The organism is Psychrobacter sp. H29 (assembly GCF_059073055.1).
Genome location: NZ_JCACRY010000001.1, coordinates 3134097 through 3153634, shown reverse-complemented (window position 1 = coordinate 3153634; position 19538 = coordinate 3134097). Strand labels below are relative to the sequence as shown.

Below are 19538 nucleotides of genomic sequence, written 5' to 3'. Positions count from 1 at the left end.
GTTGAGAGCTTGTCGGCGTATGCACGTCAGTTCCTCTCACAAATGGAAAAGCCTGAAGTCGATAGCATCGAGGGTCTCTCCCCTGCGATTGCCATCGAGCAAAAATCGACCAACCATAACCCGCGCTCTACGGTGGGTACGATTACTGAGATTTATGACTATCTGCGTCTACTCTATGCCCGTATCGGTACGCCGTACTGTCCTGAGCATGGCGAGCCAATGGTCGCGCAGTCGGTCACCGAGATGGTTGATCAAGTCATGGCATTACCAGAAGATACCAAACTCATGATCTTGGCACCGGTGATTCGCGAGCGTAAAGGTGAGCATACCGTGTTACTTGAGCAGCTGATTGGTCAGGGTTTTGTGCGCGTACGCGTCGATGGCGATGTCTATGACACCGATGAGCTGCCGACCCTCGATAAGAAGAAAAAGCACACTATCGAAGTGGTGGTCGATCGCTTTAAAGTCCGTGATGATTTGGGCAACCGTGTCGCTGAAAGTTTAGAGACGGCGCTACGTTTAGGTCAAGGACTGGTCACCCTGCACTTTATGGATGGCAATCCACAAGAAGGCGGTGACGACAACCAAGTCATGTCCGCCAAACACTCATGCCCTGTCTGTGATCGTGCGGTACCTGAGCTTGAACCGCGTATGTTCAGTTTCAATAACCCATACGGGGCGTGTCCAAGCTGTGATGGTCTGGGCAAACGCCAGTACTTCGCCGCTGAAAAACTCATTACCCATCATGAAAAATCGCTCAATCAAGGTGCTATTAATGGTTGGGACAAACGTCATGCCTACTATTTCGGTTTGCTTAGCACGGTCTGTAAGCATTTCAAAATCGATATGGATATGCCGTGGCAGGACCTTGCCAAAAAGCATCAAGACATCATCATGCATGGCTCTGGCAAAGAAAAGCTCACCTTTAACTTTACTGATGAGCGCGGTCGCAAAACCAACAAGACCGTACCATTCGAAGGCGTGCTGCCTTACCTAGAGCGCCGTTATGCTAAAACGCAAAGTAACCTCGTCCGTGATGAGCTGGCCAAATACTTAGCTGATACCACTTGTAATGTCTGCGATGGCGCGCGTCTCAATGAAATCTCTCGCAATGTGCGTGTTGACGACCAGACCATTGCTGACATCGTCAAGCTCTCTATTGGCGACTCTGCGGAATATTATAAAACGCTAAAGATCGGCGGTCATAAAGGCGAAGTCGCGGAAAAAATCTTTAAAGAAATCAATGAGCGCTTAAACTTCCTCGTCAGCGTTGGTCTTGATTATTTGACCCTTGCCCGCTCTGCCGAAACATTATCAGGCGGTGAAGCACAGCGTATCAGGCTTGCCAGCCAAATCGGTGCAGGTCTCATGGGCGTCATGTACGTACTTGATGAGCCGTCAATCGGTCTGCATCAGCGTGACAATGATCGTCTGCTAAAGACATTGACGCGCTTGCGTGATTTGGGCAATACCGTACTGGTCGTTGAGCATGACGAAGATGCCATTCGTCAAGCGGATCACGTGATCGATATCGGTATCGGTGCCGGCGTACACGGCGGTCATGTCATCGCTCAGGGTACGGTCGATGACATCATGGCAAACAAGGAATCGCTCACTGGACAATATATGTCTGGCAAAAAGCGCATCGAGATTCCAGCCGTGCGTCATAAAGCCAAAACCATGGATATGGAAGTCAAAGGTAAGGCTAAAGCTAAAAAAGTACCGATGACTATCGAGCTCAAAGGTGCATCAGGCAATAACTTGCATGACGTAGATCTGACCATCCCCGTCGGTATCATGACCTGTGTGACGGGCGTGTCAGGTTCGGGCAAGTCAACCTTGATCAACCGTACGCTTATGCCATTGGCAGCGACGCAGTTGAACAATGCTTCAACGCTGATTGCCGATAAGTTTGAAAGCATCAGTGGTCTTGAGCACTTGGACAAGATGGTCGATATCGATCAAAGTCCTATCGGTCGTACGCCACGCTCAAACCCAGCGACGTATACTGGTGTGTTTACTCCTGTACGCGAGATGTTTGCTCAAACGCAAGAAGCGCGCGCTCGTGGTTATAAGCCAGGTCGCTTTAGCTTCAATGTAAAAGGCGGACGTTGTGAGATGTGCCAAGGCGATGGTCTGATCAAAGTCGAGATGCATTTCTTGCCTGATATGTATGTGCCGTGTGATACCTGCGAAGGCAAACGCTATAACCGCGAAACCCTAGAGATTCACTATAAAGGTAAAAGTATCGCCGAAGTGTTAGAGATGACTGTCGAAGACGCGACTGAGTTCTTCTCAGCGATACCTGCGATCTATCGTCGTCTGCAAGCGCTCATGGATGTCGGTCTTGGCTATATTCGTCTCGGTCAGTCAGCACCAACGCTCTCTGGCGGTGAGGCACAGCGTGTCAAACTGGCGCGTGAGCTTGCCAAACGTGATACGGGACAGACGCTCTATATCTTGGATGAGCCAACCACAGGTTTACATTTCCATGATATCTATAAGCTGCTCCATATCCTGCATACCCTACGCAATAAGGGCAATACCATCGTGGTCATCGAGCATAACCTCGATGTCATCAAAACGGCGGATTGGGTGATTGATCTAGGCCCTGAAGGCGGTAAAGGTGGCGGACTGATCATCGCTGAAGGCACACCTGAGGAAATCGCAGAAGTGAAAGGCTCATATACGGGTGAGTTCTTAAAGCCAATGCTTGAGCAAGGCTTAAAAGACGTCAGCTAAGACAAATTAGTGAATAGTTGATAAAAGGCTACTCTTTAGAGAGTGGCCTTTTTTTGGCTGGTACAAAGTACTGTACACGCGCTGAGCTGCAATTCTAAATCGTTATATCTGTATTAGACCAACACCCATGTTGATTTGCTGCGTTACCTTTCTTAATCTTTATTAAAGATACTTAAACGTTGATTGTATTAATATTTAAATAGTTAAACATCATGCGCAAATGTACACGATATAGAAATATCTGATTAAGAACGATATAGCACGTACGAACTGATGCTATTTGCTCTTGTACAATCTCTAAACCCTTTAAGGACTCTTTATGAAAAAATTAATGTTTGTTATTTTGGCATCTACTGTTGGCGTTAGCGCCTGTGCGTCAAGCGGCACATCAAATGGCGCAAGCGAACGCAACCACCAAAGACCTAATATGTCAGCAGACATGAAACAAGCTATGGATGACTGTGCTAAACGCATGAATGTAAAAATGTCTCATGATAGTCGCCCAAGTAAAACTGATATGAAAAAAATGGAAGCGTGTATGAGTGCGAAAGGGTACGAGAAACCTGAAGGTCAAGGTCGTCGTCAATAACTGATAGTTTTTAGATGACTGATGATAAAAGGCTACTCTTTATAGGGTGGCCTTTTTTCTTGGGTGAGATTGGAATTAAGTGATAATATCGTTATTAATCTAAGAACATCTGTAAGGTAATAAGCAATGGCAAATGTAGCAAATCTTGAAAAAAAGCTTGTAGAGCTTATCAATACTGAAGACTCTTTTGCTATTGCTCTCACCGGTGAATGGGGCATTGGAAAAACATATTTCTGGAAAACTTTCTGTGAAAAATATCGTGAAAATTTTCAGGTTAATAAAGTTGCTTATGTATCCTTATTTGGCATTGATTCTTTAGATGCCTTAAAGTTCGAAATAGCTATTAAATCTTACTCTACATCACAGAGCAGTGATAACTTATCTGGAATAAAGAAAGTTTTTCAAAACACAATAGAGTCAGTTGATCTACCTAAGATTGAAGGCAGTGGTGTTGCTCTATCTCTTAGTAAAAGTATGATTACTAGCACTATATCTAATATGGTTAATGAAACCTTAATATGTATAGACGATATTGAACGCATATCAGACAAACTAGATATCAAAGACGTAATGGGGCTAGTTAATCATTTAAATTTAGAGAAAAAATGTAAAGTTATTGTTTTGCTGCATGAAGGAGAAGCTGATGAAAAATTTCATGAATATAAAGAAAAAGTATTCGATGAAGTCTTAACACTAAGTGAATCGATAACTATTATTAAGAAAGACATAGTTGATGATAATGATCTATTTCCCATATATGAGCTCTTCTATGAAACATTAAATATCAAGAACTTAAGATTTTATCAGCGTGTTCAGAGCACTTTCAATATTATAATAAATAACTCAGACAGTGAGTTGTCTTTCGCAAGTAAGAAGCAAATACTGGAGTTTCTTTTAGTAATTATGTTTGCGCATGATATGCCTAAATTGCTAGGTTCAGAGATAGATTTTGAATCGTTTATAACAATTCTCGATGAGAAAAATCCAGTTTTTTCAGATCGACTCATCGACTTAAAATCATCTTCCAGTGAAACATCATCTAAGAAAGAATTACACACTCTCAAACAGTTTGAAAAACTTAATGAAATTCGAGATATTATCGAACCATTCATTTCAAATTTTATTATTTCAGGTTGGGGTCACTTCGTTGTTTCATTGGTTAGGGATTTGGACCTAAACAGTGATATGGCAAAACTTCTAAATAATAAAGATACTATTAATGAAAGAAACTTAGAAGACAGCAGACTGAAGACCCAAGTGTTACAAGAATTTCATAACTTGGATATAAAACCGAAATTTCCCGAACGACTATACTATGTAGCTTGTAGCAGTCTATCTTCAGAACAATTAAGTAACTTAAGCTTTTACTGTGATATTCTCGAAACTAGCAATAGGTCAGACTTGGCTGCTCAACTTGAAGACCATATTAAAAGACATATCGAACAATCAATTAGGTCATCTAAAAGTCATATGTCTATAGATGACTTCTATTTTTTTGGAAGAAAACCTGAAGATCGCTTCTACAATTTTACTGTTAATTCAATAGCGAGCTTCAGAACTAACAGTTTTAGCTCTAATAAGATACTTTCAATATTTTTAGATTTTCATAAACATAGTCGTAGAGTACATTATCCCGATGATAAAGACCTCCTAAAGCTAATTGATAAAAATATTTTGAGACAGGTAATTTGGGCAGATATAGAAAGTAACCAAAGATACCGTAAGTTATTTATCCATTCAATTTTATTACATCCATGTCTAGGAGATATTAATGGTAAACGTGAAGAAATTAGGCTATGGATACTGGATCTACTGCGAGAAAACATTGTTTATAATCCGAACAACGAACCTTCTATAAAAATGTGGTTAGATAATACTAGTAATTTGACAGAAAACCTAACTTAGCTCGTAGGCTAGTCAAAGCTCACTACCTAAACAAACTCTCTTTCAACATTCATCACCCGCGCATCTACCGTACGTTCTAGCTTTTCCTCAATCTGGCTACACTGCGACTCGACCTCACGTTTTGATAGTCCAACGATCACAAACGTCCATTCGCTGGCATCATGCCGATCGCGGCCACCGCTTTCACATACCGCGATACTTGGCGTATTGCCAAAGCGCGCGTGCAAGCCACCCATGCGTTGGCGCTTTTCTTTTAGTGAGCCGCAGCCGGGCAACGAAAACGTCAGTGTCAAAATAGCGATATGCATTTTATACTCCTTGCCAAAAATTTTATGATAGTAGCCAACATAATATTCGATAATGACTCATATTGTCTGCGCGTCAGCATTTATACCCTTTATAATAACGTATCAATACCAACCAACCTGCGTATCTAACTCATGACCTCTATCAGCTACGTCAAGCAGCAGCGCATTACTCGATTATGTGTGCGCTGCGGACTACTCCTTATGCAGTATGGTGCTGAGTCTGCCGTGGTGGTGGACTTATCCAAACGCTTGGGACTTGCATTGGGGATGAACAGCGTCGAATGCTCGCTGAACTTTAACGCTATCACCCTAACGACCATCTGCGATGAGCGCTGTATTACCACCACCCGAGATACGATCAATCAGAGCATCAATGTCAATTTATTGGTGCAAATTCAGCAAATCATTAATAAAACTGAAGCCACTATAGATAGTACCGACTTGATTGACCGCACGACGATTGCCTTTGATGAGTTGGATAAGACCGTGTATCCAACATGGCTAGTAAGCATCTTTGTCGGTGCCTCATGTGCCGCGTTTGCTTATTTGAACGGCGGCAGCTGGTCGATTACAGCAGTGACCTTTATCGCAGGTATGGTAGCAATGTTTACTCGTATTTATTTATCCAAGCACCATTTCAACCCTTTTATCACGGTCATTGTGACGGCATTTATTGCCTCGCTCATTGGCGCGACGACCTACTATTTTGATATTGGCAATAATGCCGATATTGCGGTGGCCTCTAGCGTGTTACTACTGATTCCCAGCTTTCCGCTGATTAACTCGTTATCCGATATCCTAAAAGGCTATGTCAATATTGGCGTTGGGCGCGCGGTATTTACCTATATGCTCACTTTGTCTGCTTGTGTGGGCATCGTAATGGCGCTAGTGTTACTACGCATACAGCACTGGGGGTTTTAGATGTGGTTTATTGAAACCGTTGTGCTGTCTTGTATCATTACCCTTGGGTGGACGCTGATGTTTAGCGTACCCAAACGCTATATCTTGCCGTGTCTGCTGATGACAGCGTTGGGATTTGGGCTAAAAACGGCGCTTGTTTATCAGCATGTCCATCTGGTGATCGCGAGCTTTTTTGGGGCGATGCTCGCCAGTTTTTTGGGTGTATATTTTTCTAAGAAATATACCCTACCGCCCAAAGCTTTAATCTCGCCCAGCGTCATCTGTATGATGCCGGGTATCGCCGCTTATAAGGCAATGGTCAGTATGGTGCAGATTGGCTATTTTGGTTATTCAGACGAATTATTTAGCCAAATGATGGTGTATTTGTTTGAAGCGCTTTTTGTGACCTCCGCTTTGGTGCTAGGTTTGTCCATTCCGGGGCTATTGTTTTATAGACGGCGCCCCATTGTTTGATAAATGTGGTCAAGTATATAGACCCTAGCCTATTCCTAGTTATGTGCTGTCCGCATGTAGGCTATTTGCCATGCCTTCAGCACAAAAAACTTGTAAGATGGTTAGCACAGATAGCATGATCCGTTATGCTGGCATCCAAACCGACACGTACAATAACTCAGTAAAGAGACCTTATTATGACCAAACATTATGACTATATCGCCATTGGTGGCGGTAGCGGCGGTATTGCCTCAATCAACCGTGCAGCCAGCTATGGCAAAAAGTGCGCAATTATCGAAGCCGACCAGTTGGGCGGTACTTGTGTGAATTTGGGCTGCGTTCCCAAAAAAGTCATGTGGTATGGCGCGCAAGTTGCCGAAGCCATTCATAAATATGCACCAGATTATGGGTTTGATGTCGATGTCCGAGATTTTGACTTCCAAAAGCTGGTACAGAGTCGTCAACAGTATATCGAAAACATTCACCGCTCTTATGACAATAACTTGGCTAAAAACGGCGTAGAAGTCATCAAAGGCTTTGCTAAGTTTGTTGATACCAATACTGTAGAGGTCAATGGTGAGCTCATTACCGCTGATCATATCTTGATTGCGACTGGCGGTCATCCTATTCGCCCAGATATCAAAGGCGCAGAGTACGGCATCGATTCTGATGGCTTCTTTGCATTGAGGCATTTGCCAAAACGCGTGGCGATTGTGGGCGCTGGATATATCGCTGTCGAGATTGCAGGCGTGTTAAACAGTCTGGGCGCTGAAGTGCACCTGTATGTCCGTCAGCACTCACCGCTGCGTGCATTTGATCACAGTGTGGTAGAGGCTCTGCTCATAGAGATGGAGCAAGACGGTATACATTTGCATACCAACACCACGCTGACCGAGGTTCATAAAAACGAAGATGATAGCCTGACGTTATGTAGCAAAGACGGCAGCCTAGATACGACAGACTGTCTGATTTGGGCGATTGGACGCGCACCATCGACTGACAATATCAATTTGCAAGTGACTGGCGTTGCAACTACCGAGACTGGCAAGATCAAGGTCGATAAGTTCCAAAATACCAATGTTGAAAACATCTATGCCGTTGGCGATATTATCGAAGACAGTATCGATCTGACCCCAGTAGCGATTGCCGCTGGTCGCCGTCTATCCGAGCGTTTATTTAATAATAAACCTGATGAGCATTTGGACTATACGTTGATACCGACCGTGATCTTTACCCACCCTGCTATCGGTACGATTGGCTTGTCTGAGATTGACGCGATTGAGCATTATGGCAAAGAAAACATCAAATGCTACAAATCAACATTTACCTCTATGTATAGCGCAGTGACTCAGCATCGTCAAAAATGCATGATGAAACTGGTATGCTTGGGTGATGATGAGAGAGTTATTGGTCTACACGGTCTTGGGTTCGGTGTCGATGAGATGATTCAGGGTTTTGCCGTCGCGATCAAGATGGGCGCGACCAAAGCTGATTTTGACAATACAGTGGCTATTCACCCGACTGGTTCAGAAGAGTTTGTGACGATGCGTTGAGCGCTAAGCATTGAGCACTATTCCTCATAATCTTATTGAATATAAAAAAGGATGCCATTTGTGCATCCTTTTTTGATGTTATCAGTCGACACCTGTATTTTTAATATCAAAAAATACAGATAGTAAATACAAAAGAGTCACTTACTGACAGTACAATCCCAATACTGCTATGATGCGATGAATACTAACCGTTGAGAGATCACTGTGTGGCAGGTGTACTTATTTATATTGCCGATTGGCATCGGAATCATGACCTTAGCAGCGAGCCTATTGTTTTTGTTTGCTTATCTGATGTCTGATGACAATGCCACGCGCTTGCCAGCATTTAACTGGTTCAAGCGCTTGATCATTGTGGCATTTTTATTATTAAGTTTGGGGTTGTTTATGACCTTTGGACACTTTTGGGGTTAAATGAGACCTTGATATTATTGTCGTTTCAAGTGACTTGTTGCTAGACCTACATTTAGCTCACTATCTTTTCTAACTCCAACAGCTCTAAGTCTTCACGCTTGGGCTCGCCATTATTGCCATCGTTTGGAAACGGCATTTTATTACCATTGAACTGATAACCGCGGCGCTGATAGTATGCCAAGAGCTCAGGACGATGACTCAAGATAGACATGGTCAGACGGCTGGGCTGGTTCTGTGACTGCAAGTGACGATCTGCAAAAGTCTCTGCCGCTTGTAAGAGGACGTTCCCTATGCCCTGCCCTTGTAGCTTAGGATGTACCGCAAACATGCCGATATAGGCTTTTTTATTAGCGTCAGCATCTATTTTGATATCGACAGCGATACAACCAAGTAGCTCGCCCGTCTCTTCTGCCTCACGCTCGCCTGTTGTTGTTTTTGGATAAACAAAGTAATAGTGGTTAGGATCATTGATAACGGCAGCAAGCTCGGCTGACGTGGTTCTAATACCACCAATCAAATCTGCCTCATTGGTCCAGCCTGCTGTCTCTCGGTAGCAGCGATTTAATAAGCGCTCAAGTGCAGCGATATCATTCAATGTGGCTTCACGTAGAAATACAGATTCTTTATTGGAAGAGTCTATATGTATGTTACTGTCATTTATATTATTTTCGCTCATATTATAATTTTTCCTTTTTGCTCATATAAAAAAACTGGCTTAGCTCCCTAAGCCAGTCTAAATATTAATACGTATTGCTTTGTAGTACTAGCGCGATAATACCTGCGCTTGCTCAATAATATCAAACCCTGCATTGAGCTGCGCGCGCGTTGGCGCATGGCCACGGCGCAATAGCTCAGAGAAAGCGACCAATTCTTTGTCGCGTCCGAGCGTGCTCGCTGCGCTAGCTCTTGTGTTCTCGCTGTCGTCATCGAAGTAATATTCGATATAGTCGAGCGTATCTGGCGTGCCAAATAGGATATTGTGCTCTGGGGTCTCGGCATGACCACTATAGCGTAGGCTCTTGCCATACTGCATGGTCCAAAAGAAAGGAATGCGCGCCTCCAATGAGTCGACATTGTCATCACCTAATATAGCAGCTGCCGTGACCATGCCGTGCTGCAATGCTACACGCCAATGTTCGATACGCATACGACCCATTTGATTGCTAGCTTTGGCGATGTCGCCTAGCGCATATACCCCATCGCGCAGCTGTAGATGGTCATCGACCTGTACGCCATCTGGGTCATTAACCTCGTTCAGTATCTCTGTGCGCGGTGAGACGCCAGTACCCAAGACCACGATATCGGCATCAATGTGCTCACCACTCGCTAGCGTAACACCGCCCACATGTGAGAAAGCTCCGTTATCTTCGTCTTGGTCAGCTTGACGGTCAATCTTGGTAATTTCATTGACGGTGGCATCAAATACAAAGTTAATACCTTTTTCTTCATGCAATTTGATCAGTGCATTACTCACAGTCTCCGATACGATATTACCCATCACACGACTGTCTTGCCCAATTACCGTAATAGAAGCAGTCGTGCCTGCCTGCGCTAATGCAGAGGCAACCTCCATACCGATGAAGCCTGTACCAATGATTACCACGCGCTGATCATGACTGGCCGCTTTGATCAGTTTGGCATCTGCCATACTGCGCAACGTGTAGACGCCATCGATATCTGCCCCAGTAATGGGCGGAATGCTAGGTGATGCACCTGTCGCCACCACCAAGAAATCCGCAGTCTCTCGCTCGCTAGTGCCGTTTTCATTTTCTATGACGATGGTCTCCTCATTGGGCAATACTTCGCTGACCGTTTGATTAAGTCGCAACTCGATATCGTTGTCTTTGGCCCACGCTGCGCCGCCTAATAGCAGTTTATCTTCGGCCATATTGCCAGCTAAAAATGCTTTTGATAGTAAGGGGCGATTATAAGGTGCGGTATCTTCTTTGCTAATCAGTGTGATTTTGCCACCGTAGCCACCGTGACGTAACTGGTTGGCTGTCATAAATCCTGCACCGCCGCCACCGACGATAATGGTATGAGTATCTGTGAGCTGATCGTTATCTATCGATTTTTTTATCTGAGCTGAAGTATCAACGGTCACATTATCGCCGTCACTGGTGAGCTCATACTGAGTCAAACCTTCTGTTGCTATCGGCTCTAATAATGATCCGTCGCGGGTATCAAAACTTGCATGATGCCAAGGACAGACGACTCGGTTGCCGCAGCGCAGACCGTTGCCCAAATCTGCACCCGCATGCGGACACTTGCCATCAAATGCACGGAACTCATCGTCATCACGCGTGATTAAAATGATACTATCGTCTTCTTGTTTATAAGATTTCATGCCACCACTTGGAATATCAGCTTTACTAATGGTGACTGTGTTGATCATCGCCTTGGTCATAATGCTTCCTTAACAGTTATAATAATGTCCTAATAACAGCGCATTGAAAATGACCAGACCGAGCCTGACAGTTTCAACTTACTCTATTGTCTAAGTATGCTATGTACTGATAGTAGCAAGACCGCATCACACACGATGTTTTTTTGTATGTTACCTGCGTTGCAAAACGTAATTGCTCACCCGATTGCTTATGTTATCCCTCTTGCTTATCACCACAAAATAAAAGACCAGATTATGACTTCTCAAGATACCTCTACTGATATCAACAATACCCCTACCTCTGCCACTCAATCTGCTACAGTTAGCGATTCAATCGACCGTTTGGATCTCACGCTTATCGATATTGCAGCGATTACTGACACTGCGAAACTGCCGCAACCTAATCGCCCGCCGATACAACAAGCCACTTATAAAGCAAGTCCTGCAGATTTTGTGGTCAATGAGATACTGCCGCTAGAGTTTACAGGTGAAGGCGAGCACTTGTGGCTGCATGTAGAGAAGTCAGGTATGAACACCGCATATCTGGCAAAACTATTATCAGAGTGGGTAGACATCCCACTGCGCGATGTGGGTTACTCAGGACTGAAAGACCGTCATGCGTTGACGACCCAGTGGTTTAGTCTGCGCATACCCAAAAAACAATTACCGCCTACCGAGTTTGCACCGATAGACGTTGGCGAGCACGAATCCGTCACTATCCTTGCTCAGCACTGGCATAACAAAAAGCTTAACCGCGGTACCCACCGTGCCAACCACTTTATTATTACCTTACGTGATGTTCAATTCGCAACGTCTAATGAGGTCGATACAGTAGCGCCTGAGCAAGTACAGTCTGCTAAGCAGCGTGTCGAGCAGTATTTGCAGTGCATCAATGACAGCGGTGTGCCCAATTACTTTGGTCCGCAGCGTTTTGGTTGGCAAGGCAATAACATCAAAGAAGCATTGTCTCTGTTTGCCCGCCCACCGCGCGAGCATCGTCCGCAACCAAAAAAGAGTAAGCGTAAGCGTGCGCCGAGAGAACAAAACACTATGGAGCTATCTGCATCACGCAGCTTGATATTTAATGAGATACTGGCAGCGCGCGTACGTGATGAGAGCTGGAATAAAGGGCTAGCAGGTGAAGTGTTTAATCTGGACGGTTCAGGGTCTATATTTACCAGTGAGACCTTGGATGAGACGCTGCGTGCACGCCTTGATAGTGGCGATATACATCCCACTGCTGCCATGTGGGGCACCGACAATGATAAAGTCAGTAGTAGTGCCGCTGAGCAAGAAAAGAAAGTAATTCAGCACAGCGCATTACTCAAACAGCTAGCAACGGGATTAGAGCAGCGTGATATAAAAGCACAACGACGCGCGCTGAGACTACCTATTGAGCAGCTAAAATGGCAGTGGTCTGATGATCAGACGCTGGTATTGAATTTCACATTGACCACAGGTAGCTTTGCGACAAGTGTATTAGCAAGCGTGGTACAGCAGCTTGAGTCATGATTGACTGATGTGTAGCAAAATTTATCTGGCGGCTATTGACGTAGCCGCTATTTTTGTATAGTTGCTTTTTTATAGTAGCTACTAGCCATAACGTAACGACTAGCGTTTTCTATAGAGCGTGTGCGTCCCGCCAGTTGTGTCGTTGAGCATTTCATTGGCGCTGACGACTTGGTTGCGACCACGATGCTTGGCTTCATATAGGGCTTTATCCGCAGCACTGATAAGACGCTGACAGATGTCGCTTGGCAGTTTTTGCATGGATGCCATATTTTCAGCTCGCTGGGTCGCAATTGGTTTGATGAGTGGCACTGTCTCTGTTTGAGGCAATATTCTTTTTTGCAAAATGAATTTGTATGTTTTGGCGATACACGCTCTTTCTTCATGAGTCAAGGTATACAGACCAAAGCTTGCCGTTACATTGAATTCAAACATATTATTGAGACTAATCGCCTTGTCAGCGATGCTCAATCGCAACTGCTCAGCAATCACCATAGCGCTATCATGCTGTGTGTTTGGTAGTACAATCAAGAACTCTTCACCACCATATCGGCTAATGATTGCTTCATCCGATAACGACTGGGATAGCGTCTGAGATACTTCAATCAAAACCTGATCGCCCACATCATGACCATAGTTGTCATTGATCCGTTTGAACCAATCCAAATCTAACAGCATGACGCTCAAATCTTGATGTTCTTGTACCGTTGCCAAGGTATACTTCATCTTTTTTAGGCCGTAGCGGCGGTTTTTTAGCTGGGTAAGTCCGTCTTGATTGGCATGTTGCAAGGTTTCTTGTCGGCTATCATCTAGTACCAGTAGCAAAGCCCGAAACATATATACAATAAAAATTGCTTTGGGTAGCGCCAGATACAAATGCGTTGAACGCCAGAAGAAAGCTGATGAGCGCTGCACCTCACTGATGCTTTCCCACTCTAATATATTGTTTTCAAAAGCCGAAGCAGCGATGGCATTTTCAATCGCCATGAGCTCGTTGTAAGTCAGGTAGTTATGTGTATCTATCAGAGGATGGATAACTGTCAACTGGCGCAAATTGGGTAAACTAACACCAAAGTAAGGTACGATAATAGCCATTAGCATTAGGCTTATTTGTAGCCAAAACATCCGCCAGGCATAGCGACGCTTTATCAGCATCATCCCTAGCATCGCACCGCCGACCACTGAGACACCCGCAAACAAGCTACTGTAGCCTATGACGACAATGACGGTGGCAATATAGAAGGTATAGATCAAAACCAAGGCAATCTGCCACTCATCCAAAGCGTCGTTTTTATTCTCCGTATGGGGCAGATATTTGTACATGCACAAAAAAAACAAGCCCGTCAAACTGATGCCAAACCACAACGGATACAGATAATGTATATTGACATAGCTCTCAACGGCATCTTGTTGCAACCAAACCAACAAACACCACAGCCAATGTAGTGACACTTCCATGACAATAAATAGCGCCAACAATGACGTTCGATCCACCGCTTGCCACTCAAAAATCATTTGAGAGAGCTTTTTGTATCCAAGATGAGAGATCGATACAGCCATAAATGGGCTACCACAGAAAAATTAAACGCCCTGAATTCTTAGGCGTTGAGACCAAACTAAAAGTTGTAACATCCTTGATAAATTTTATAACCAACGCTTCAAGTGTTACAAGTTCTGTCTGCATTATCAATCTGTTTTATGCATTTATTTATCAATAATTGTTTTATGGTTGTAATAATGCCTAATTATAAGTATTGAGTCTTGCCAACTGCTTAATCAGCCACCTAAATAGCCAGAACCAGTATCTGACATTGTTCTAAAAAGACGATAAAAATAGAATATTTGTTGGATCAAGACAGCGTTTTAAATGACTCCCAAACGCCTTGCTGATCTGTATTTAATACAGGCACATCTCCCAAGCGTCGCCACGGCATATTGCTGCCATGAAAGTCACTACCGATTGAGGTGACAAGATTGTGCTCAGCAATACTACGATCAACCATTCTACGCGTACTTACCGGCTCACTGGTTGCTGGTAGCTCACAAGCATCACCGCCAAGCTGTGCAAACTCCTGTATCAGCTTACGGACTCGTGTGGCTGATAGCTGATAACGCGTGGGATGGGCAAGTACTGCTTTACCCCCACAAGCATGGATCAGATCAATACCATGCTGCATCGTCAATGCCTCGATTGCCACATAGGCAGGCTTGTTATCTGCCAAATACTTATCGAAGGCTTTTTGGACGGTTTTGACCTCGCCTCGCTCAAATAGCACTTGCCCAATATGAGCCCGTCCAACAGCTTGCGGATTACCACCTGCCTTATTGAGAATCGCTTGCCATAGCTCATCGAAGTCAATATCCAACAGCTCGCTGAGCTTTTCGGTAATACGCTGACCACGTGTCGCCCGACTGTCTTGTAATTGCTGCAAAGTCGCGTGCATTTTGTCGCGATCAGCGAAATCCAGCCCAAGCACATGAATGATCTTGTTAGTGGATTTGTTTTTACCGTAGCCGCCGCTCAGCGTATGTTCACAGCTGATTTCAACCCCATTGATCAGTTGCATATCATGGGCAGTAGCAGCGGCTCTTGCTTCGTCAATTCCTGCCAGCGTGTCATGGTCAGTTAATGCCAGAATATTGACACCCGCGGCGTGAGCGCGACTGACCACTTCAGTTGGCGCATAAGTCCCATCCGAGCAGGTACTGTGGCAATGTAAATCGTATTTCATAAGTTGAGCCTTAATTTTTCTGAGTACTATGATTTGTTTGAATACTATGTTTTTTTGAATGCTATAAAGTTCAAGGTAAGTTCAGTGGCAAACGTCACTGCTGCTATCACTAATTACTATTGTTATTATTGTTACAAATAACGCCTCGGACAGCTGCTAAACGTGAGAGTTATCATTGCCGTATTTAATCGTTATGTCTAACTTATGACGTTATATTTGCCCAGTCGCTTATTTCCTAGCTGCAAGTACTGGTCATAAGTCATTAGCCACCGTAAGAAAGGGGTACTCGATAGGTTGCTTATATCGAAGTATTATCATGCTGATTGCTTTTTTTTGGTGCGGTAGACGTGTAAACTACCCCATACGTTTTTGTTGGACACCATCTTTGCTATGAAAGCATTATTAGACTTTATCCCCTTGATCGCCTTTTTTATCGCTGCTCGTTACAGTGGTATCCTGGCAGCGGCAGGGGCTTTGCTCATCGCCACTATCATCGTTTATGCCATTCACTTTATTCGCCAAAAAGGCAAATTTGATAAGCAGCAATGGGTCGTCCTATTATTAACGATTTTATTTTGCGGTGGTACGTTGCTGCTGCGTGACGACATCTATCTGCGTTGGAAGTCGCCTATTATCAACGGTATCTTTGCGTTAACGCTATTTGTTAGTGCTGCTATTAATAAGCCCTTGATGCAGCTTGCAATGAAAGAGGTATTTACCCTGACACTCAGCGGTTGGAAAAAGCTGACCGTCGCTTGGGCATTGTTTTTTGCGCTTATGGCTGTATTACATTATATCACAGCGTTCACAATGTCAGATGAAGCGTGGATTAACTTCAAAACTTATGGCTGGATTCCAATCATGCTGGTGTTCGTCGTGGCTCAGTTTGCTGTACTGAAAAAACACCTAAACCCTGCATTGACGGATAAAGCCACCAAATAACACAGGTTGTCTTATAATGACAATCAAGCTACCGCTAAATATCAATAGTAAAAAACCTTTAGCGTTGTAAAATGTCTTTTGCATCAATTATCATGCTCTATTACTCACTAAGGAAGTCTCATGTCTTTATTTGTCATTATTGGTCATGATGTGGCCAACAGCAGCGCGCAACGTCTGATTACTCGCACAGAGCATATTGAGCGGTTGCAGGCTTTGAGTCGTGAAGACCGTTTGGTTATTGCAGGTCCAACGCCTATTGAACATGGAAAAAACGACATGTCAGGCAGCCTTATTATTGCTAATTTTGACTCTATCGAAGCGGCGCAGGCATGGGCAAATGATGAGCCCTACTTACGTGATGGCGTGTATAGTCATGTGGATATCAAACCTTTTATCCAAGCACTGCCAGCACCAACTGACAAAGTAGCTGCATCGTGAGTCGAAGAGTCCCTTATTTGAACAATCGATTCTCAAAAAACAGCGTGGCCAGCTTATTGCTATTGGCAGCTGCCTCAGCGCATGCCGCGCCAATAGTGACTGAAACTAATGTCACGGAACAAGCAGCGACGCCGATGACAACCCAACCTGCAGCGGGCACTGGCGTAACCAAAAACTCTGCGCTAGATATCAATGATACATTGGCTGCACAACTGCAACCGTCCTCGAAAGCACTGTCAGCTGCCAATCAAGAGTTACTCAGCCGTAACGCGCAATTGCAGCGTCAAGTGAACGACTTACAGACCCAAGCGAACGTCTTAGTGTACGAGAGTAAAGGTCAGCTGTTTTTGTATGGTGCGTTTACGGTATTGATCAGCTTGTTGGTCGGTATTTTTATCTCGTGGTTGGTATTTGTGCGCCGTGAGCGCTGGTAGGCTAGTTGCTGCTGATAAGCTAATTGCTATACGTGACTGTCATAACTTTAGCTTTTGATTATCTTTTTCTGCTATACCATACTGTACTTTGATATATCAGCTCTATCGCCAACAATACCCCGACTATACAACCACTGCAGCTAAGAACCTTCCATGTCTATTGCTAACCCTCAAAATGCTAAGCCCTCAAACGTTATTACGCCTGCCAAGATTGATTGGCAAATGGATGATACTGGCAATATGGTGCCGGTATCTGGTGAGTTTGGGGATGTGTATTTTTCGCATGCGGATGGTCTAGCAGAGACACGTCATGTGTTTTTGGCACACAATCAGTTGTCAGAACGTTTGACCCGCCTTGCACCAAAACAATGCTTTACGATTGCGGAATTGGGATTTGGTACTGGGCTAAACTTACTGGCAACTTGGCAGTTATGGCGACAGCTGCGCGACACTCATCCACACCTAGCAGACGCGCGTCTACACTTTATTACCACTGAGAAATTCCCCATACCACTTGCCGATCTGACTCATATACTTGCTTTGTGGCGTCAGCGTGCCCCTGAGCTCTCAAGATTTATTGAACCCCTTTTGGCAGCATACCCGCCACTTATTGCAGGTTGTCATCGCTTAAATTTTTCTTATGACAATTTAACCGTCGATATGTGGTTTGGGGATGCCGCGGATAGCCTTAACAAGCTGGCTGTCAGTCATCAGCACTCGCCTGTGCCTCATATCGATGCTTGGTTTTTGGATGGCTTTGCTCCTTCTTGCAATAGCACCTTGTGGGCTGACAGTATCTTTACACAGATGAAGCGTCTATCAGGCCCGTACACTACTGCCGCCACTTATAGCTGTGCCGGCATCGTCAAACGCGGACTGAAAGAACACGGTTTTCACATCAAAAAAGTAAAAGGCTTTGGACGAAAACGTGAGATGCTCACGGCTGTGATGATAGATGCAGACGGTTTTGATGCTAGTCATTACAATGTTAATGTTAATATTGATCAAGATATTGATCGTGACGATAAATATCAAAAAACGACCCGCACTATATTCGATCACACCGTCGTCATTGGGTCTGGTGTCTCAGGGCTACTCACGGCTTGGGCTCTTGCCAATCGCGGCATCACTGTCACCTTATTAGATAAATCAGCACCCTTAGCAGGAGCTTCAGGCAATCCGCGCGCATTACTTGCGCCCAAAATGACACCGATTCATCACGTCGATGAACACCTGCACACTATCGGTTATCTGTATAGCAATAGACTCTATCGAGACTTCAACCAGAAAGCCATGCAGATTGATACCGTGCCAGTACTGGAACCAACTGGTGCACTCGATTTATTGATAAAGTCTAATGTCGGTACCGAGCAGATTGCAGACTATCCTAATGAGATGGCAACCACCCTGCCCGCTAAACAGGCACAGGATCTTACTACGCTAAAAAATCAGAACTTATCAGATAATCTATATTTGCCTGAATCCGGCTTGGTCAACCCGCAAGCGTTAAAGAACATCATACTGACGCATCCACTCATCCGCTTTCAGCAGTTAGAAGTGAATAAAATTACCGAAACTGAGCAGCAAGTTCGTATCGAAGGCATTGATAAAAATCATGACACTATCATTGCTGATAATGTCGTCATTTGCGCGGCGTTTGAGAGTCATCAATTGGATGAGCGAATATTTGATTGTCGTAAGATTCGGGGGCAATTGTCTTGGTTTATACCTACCGTAGAGCAAGTAGCAAACCTGCCCAAAATACCGCTGAAATATAGCGGTTACTGTGCGCTATTTAACGCACAATTAGGCGATGGTGAGCTGAACACTGTCATCGCTGGCGAGCCCTATCTATTACTAGGTGCAAGCTTTATACGTAACGATACGGATACTAATGTAAGAGATGAAGAGCATCAGATTAGCCGAGACAAGCTGATCACTGCTATTCCCGAGATGGCGTCTATTGTCCCAGTAGATACTAGTAAGTGGCAAGGACGTGCTGGTATTCGCACTCAGACGCCTGACTATCATCCAATCGTAGGGCAGCTGGCAGACAGTCAGCGAATTTGGACCATGAGCGCGATGGGCGCAAAAGGCTATGCATTAGCACCTATATGCGCTGAAGCATTAGCAGATATGATGCTAGGATCATTTGTACCGCTATCTGAGGCGATGCTCGCACGCCTATCTCCCAATCGTACACGCTTACAAACACCGCTCGTTTGAGGTAACCTAA

The 19538-nt window shown here is 44.4% G+C and carries 17 protein-coding genes; 12 read left to right on the top strand and 5 right to left on the bottom strand.

Annotated elements, in window-relative coordinates:
- From uvrA to AC5JP1_RS12960, 3 genes are all read left to right on the top strand, one after another.
- Positions 1 to 2742 (top strand): excinuclease ABC subunit UvrA (gene uvrA / locus AC5JP1_RS12970; protein ID WP_493844400.1); only part of this gene is annotated, 2742 nt, incomplete at its 5' end.
- Between the two features lie 319 nt (positions 2743 to 3061).
- Positions 3062 to 3331 carry a hypothetical protein gene (locus tag AC5JP1_RS12965; RefSeq protein ID WP_493844399.1) on the top strand — a complete coding sequence of 90 codons (270 nt, stop codon included), beginning with the start codon at positions 3062 to 3064 and terminating at the stop codon, positions 3329 to 3331.
- Positions 3332 to 3457: 126 nt separating this feature from the next.
- A complete protein-coding gene (locus tag AC5JP1_RS12960; protein ID WP_493844398.1) occupies positions 3458 to 5236 on the top strand; it encodes a P-loop NTPase fold protein in 1779 nt (592 codons plus the stop codon).
- A gap of 26 nt (positions 5237 to 5262) precedes the next feature.
- Here the strand turns inward: AC5JP1_RS12960 and AC5JP1_RS12955 are convergent, their stop codons facing one another.
- Complete coding sequence (locus tag AC5JP1_RS12955; protein ID WP_493844397.1) at positions 5263 to 5544, bottom strand: DUF503 domain-containing protein; 282 nt, start codon at positions 5542 to 5544, stop codon at positions 5263 to 5265.
- 132 nt (positions 5545 to 5676) lie between these two features.
- On the opposite strand from AC5JP1_RS12955, the gene AC5JP1_RS12950 reads away from it, so the two are divergent.
- From AC5JP1_RS12950 to AC5JP1_RS12935, 4 genes are all read left to right on the top strand, one after another.
- Positions 5677 to 6465, top strand: a complete 789-nt coding sequence (locus tag AC5JP1_RS12950) for a threonine/serine exporter family protein (RefSeq protein ID WP_319051470.1) — start codon at positions 5677 to 5679, stop codon at positions 6463 to 6465.
- Complete coding sequence (locus tag AC5JP1_RS12945) at positions 6466 to 6918, top strand: threonine/serine exporter family protein (protein WP_319051469.1); 453 nt, start codon at positions 6466 to 6468, stop codon at positions 6916 to 6918.
- A gap of 176 nt (positions 6919 to 7094) precedes the next feature.
- The gene (gorA, locus tag AC5JP1_RS12940) at positions 7095 to 8450 is read left to right on the top strand and encodes a glutathione-disulfide reductase (RefSeq protein WP_493844396.1); all 1356 of its coding nucleotides are present in this window, start codon (positions 7095 to 7097) and stop codon (positions 8448 to 8450) included.
- A 249-nt stretch (positions 8451 to 8699) separates the two neighbouring features.
- Complete coding sequence (locus tag AC5JP1_RS12935) at positions 8700 to 8861, top strand: hypothetical protein (RefSeq protein WP_319051467.1); 162 nt, start codon at positions 8700 to 8702, stop codon at positions 8859 to 8861.
- Positions 8862 to 8913: 52 nt separating this feature from the next.
- On the opposite strand, the gene AC5JP1_RS12930 is transcribed toward AC5JP1_RS12935, so the two are convergent.
- Complete coding sequence (locus AC5JP1_RS12930; RefSeq protein WP_493844395.1) at positions 8914 to 9537, bottom strand: GNAT family N-acetyltransferase; 624 nt, start codon at positions 9535 to 9537, stop codon at positions 8914 to 8916.
- Between the two features lie 87 nt (positions 9538 to 9624).
- Positions 9625 to 11268 (bottom strand): FAD-dependent oxidoreductase, encoded by a 1644-nt coding sequence (locus AC5JP1_RS12925; RefSeq protein WP_493844394.1) that lies wholly within the window; start codon positions 11266 to 11268, stop codon positions 9625 to 9627.
- A 234-nt stretch (positions 11269 to 11502) separates the two neighbouring features.
- Between AC5JP1_RS12925 and truD the strand changes: the two genes are divergently transcribed.
- On the top strand, positions 11503 to 12759 hold the full coding sequence (truD, locus tag AC5JP1_RS12920) for a tRNA pseudouridine(13) synthase TruD (protein ID WP_493844393.1): 1257 nt from the start codon (positions 11503 to 11505) through the stop codon (positions 12757 to 12759).
- Between the two features lie 99 nt (positions 12760 to 12858).
- Here truD and AC5JP1_RS12915 read toward each other — a convergent pair whose 3' ends face one another.
- Together AC5JP1_RS12915 and AC5JP1_RS12910 are read right to left on the bottom strand one after the other, a co-directional pair.
- Positions 12859 to 14316 carry a GGDEF domain-containing protein gene (locus tag AC5JP1_RS12915; protein WP_493844392.1) on the bottom strand — a complete coding sequence of 486 codons (1458 nt, stop codon included), beginning with the start codon at positions 14314 to 14316 and terminating at the stop codon, positions 12859 to 12861.
- Positions 14317 to 14606: 290 nt separating this feature from the next.
- Complete coding sequence (locus AC5JP1_RS12910; RefSeq protein ID WP_493844391.1) at positions 14607 to 15488, bottom strand: PHP domain-containing protein; 882 nt, start codon at positions 15486 to 15488, stop codon at positions 14607 to 14609.
- Between the two features lie 390 nt (positions 15489 to 15878).
- Between AC5JP1_RS12910 and ispZ the strand changes: the two genes are divergently transcribed.
- The 4 genes from ispZ (at position 15879) to mnmC1 (ending at position 19528) form a co-directional block, all read left to right on the top strand.
- Positions 15879 to 16430: a septation protein IspZ gene (gene ispZ / locus AC5JP1_RS12905; RefSeq protein WP_319051461.1), complete on the top strand. Its 552-nt coding sequence runs from the start codon at positions 15879 to 15881 to the stop codon at positions 16428 to 16430.
- A 120-nt stretch (positions 16431 to 16550) separates the two neighbouring features.
- Positions 16551 to 16868 carry a YciI family protein gene (locus AC5JP1_RS12900; RefSeq protein ID WP_493844390.1) on the top strand — a complete coding sequence of 106 codons (318 nt, stop codon included), beginning with the start codon at positions 16551 to 16553 and terminating at the stop codon, positions 16866 to 16868.
- Complete coding sequence (locus tag AC5JP1_RS12895) at positions 16865 to 17302, top strand: SH3 domain-containing protein (RefSeq protein ID WP_493844389.1); 438 nt, start codon at positions 16865 to 16867, stop codon at positions 17300 to 17302. Before AC5JP1_RS12900 ends, AC5JP1_RS12895 begins: the two co-directional genes overlap by 4 nt.
- Before the next feature lie 153 nt (positions 17303 to 17455).
- Positions 17456 to 19528, top strand: a complete 2073-nt coding sequence (mnmC1, locus tag AC5JP1_RS12890; RefSeq protein WP_493844388.1) for an FAD-dependent 5-carboxymethylaminomethyl-2-thiouridine(34) oxidoreductase MnmC1 — start codon at positions 17456 to 17458, stop codon at positions 19526 to 19528.
- Positions 19529 to 19538 lie beyond the last annotated feature (10 nt).

Excerpts from the sequence above, each read along its gene's own strand:
- AC5JP1_RS12965 (WP_493844399.1), top strand. The coding sequence starts at position 3,062 with ATGAAAAAATTAATGTTTGTTATTTTGGCATCTACTGTTGGCGTTAGC.
- AC5JP1_RS12960 (WP_493844398.1), top strand. The coding sequence starts at position 3,458 with ATGGCAAATGTAGCAAATCTTGAAAAAAAGCTTGTAGAGCTTATCAAT.
- AC5JP1_RS12955 (WP_493844397.1), bottom strand. The coding sequence starts at position 5,544 with ATGCATATCGCTATTTTGACACTGACGTTTTCGTTGCCCGGCTGCGGC.
- AC5JP1_RS12950 (WP_319051470.1), top strand. The coding sequence starts at position 5,677 with ATGACCTCTATCAGCTACGTCAAGCAGCAGCGCATTACTCGATTATGT.
- AC5JP1_RS12945 (WP_319051469.1), top strand. The coding sequence starts at position 6,466 with ATGTGGTTTATTGAAACCGTTGTGCTGTCTTGTATCATTACCCTTGGG.
- gorA (WP_493844396.1), top strand. The coding sequence starts at position 7,095 with ATGACCAAACATTATGACTATATCGCCATTGGTGGCGGTAGCGGCGGT.
- AC5JP1_RS12935 (WP_319051467.1), top strand. The coding sequence starts at position 8,700 with ATGACCTTAGCAGCGAGCCTATTGTTTTTGTTTGCTTATCTGATGTCT.
- AC5JP1_RS12930 (WP_493844395.1), bottom strand. The coding sequence starts at position 9,537 with ATGAGCGAAAATAATATAAATGACAGTAACATACATATAGACTCTTCC.
- AC5JP1_RS12925 (WP_493844394.1), bottom strand. The coding sequence starts at position 11,268 with ATGACCAAGGCGATGATCAACACAGTCACCATTAGTAAAGCTGATATT.
- truD (WP_493844393.1), top strand. The coding sequence starts at position 11,503 with ATGACTTCTCAAGATACCTCTACTGATATCAACAATACCCCTACCTCT.
- AC5JP1_RS12915 (WP_493844392.1), bottom strand. The coding sequence starts at position 14,316 with ATGGCTGTATCGATCTCTCATCTTGGATACAAAAAGCTCTCTCAAATG.
- AC5JP1_RS12910 (WP_493844391.1), bottom strand. The coding sequence starts at position 15,488 with ATGAAATACGATTTACATTGCCACAGTACCTGCTCGGATGGGACTTAT.
- ispZ (WP_319051461.1), top strand. The coding sequence starts at position 15,879 with ATGAAAGCATTATTAGACTTTATCCCCTTGATCGCCTTTTTTATCGCT.
- AC5JP1_RS12900 (WP_493844390.1), top strand. The coding sequence starts at position 16,551 with ATGTCTTTATTTGTCATTATTGGTCATGATGTGGCCAACAGCAGCGCG.
- mnmC1 (WP_493844388.1), top strand. The coding sequence starts at position 17,456 with ATGTCTATTGCTAACCCTCAAAATGCTAAGCCCTCAAACGTTATTACG.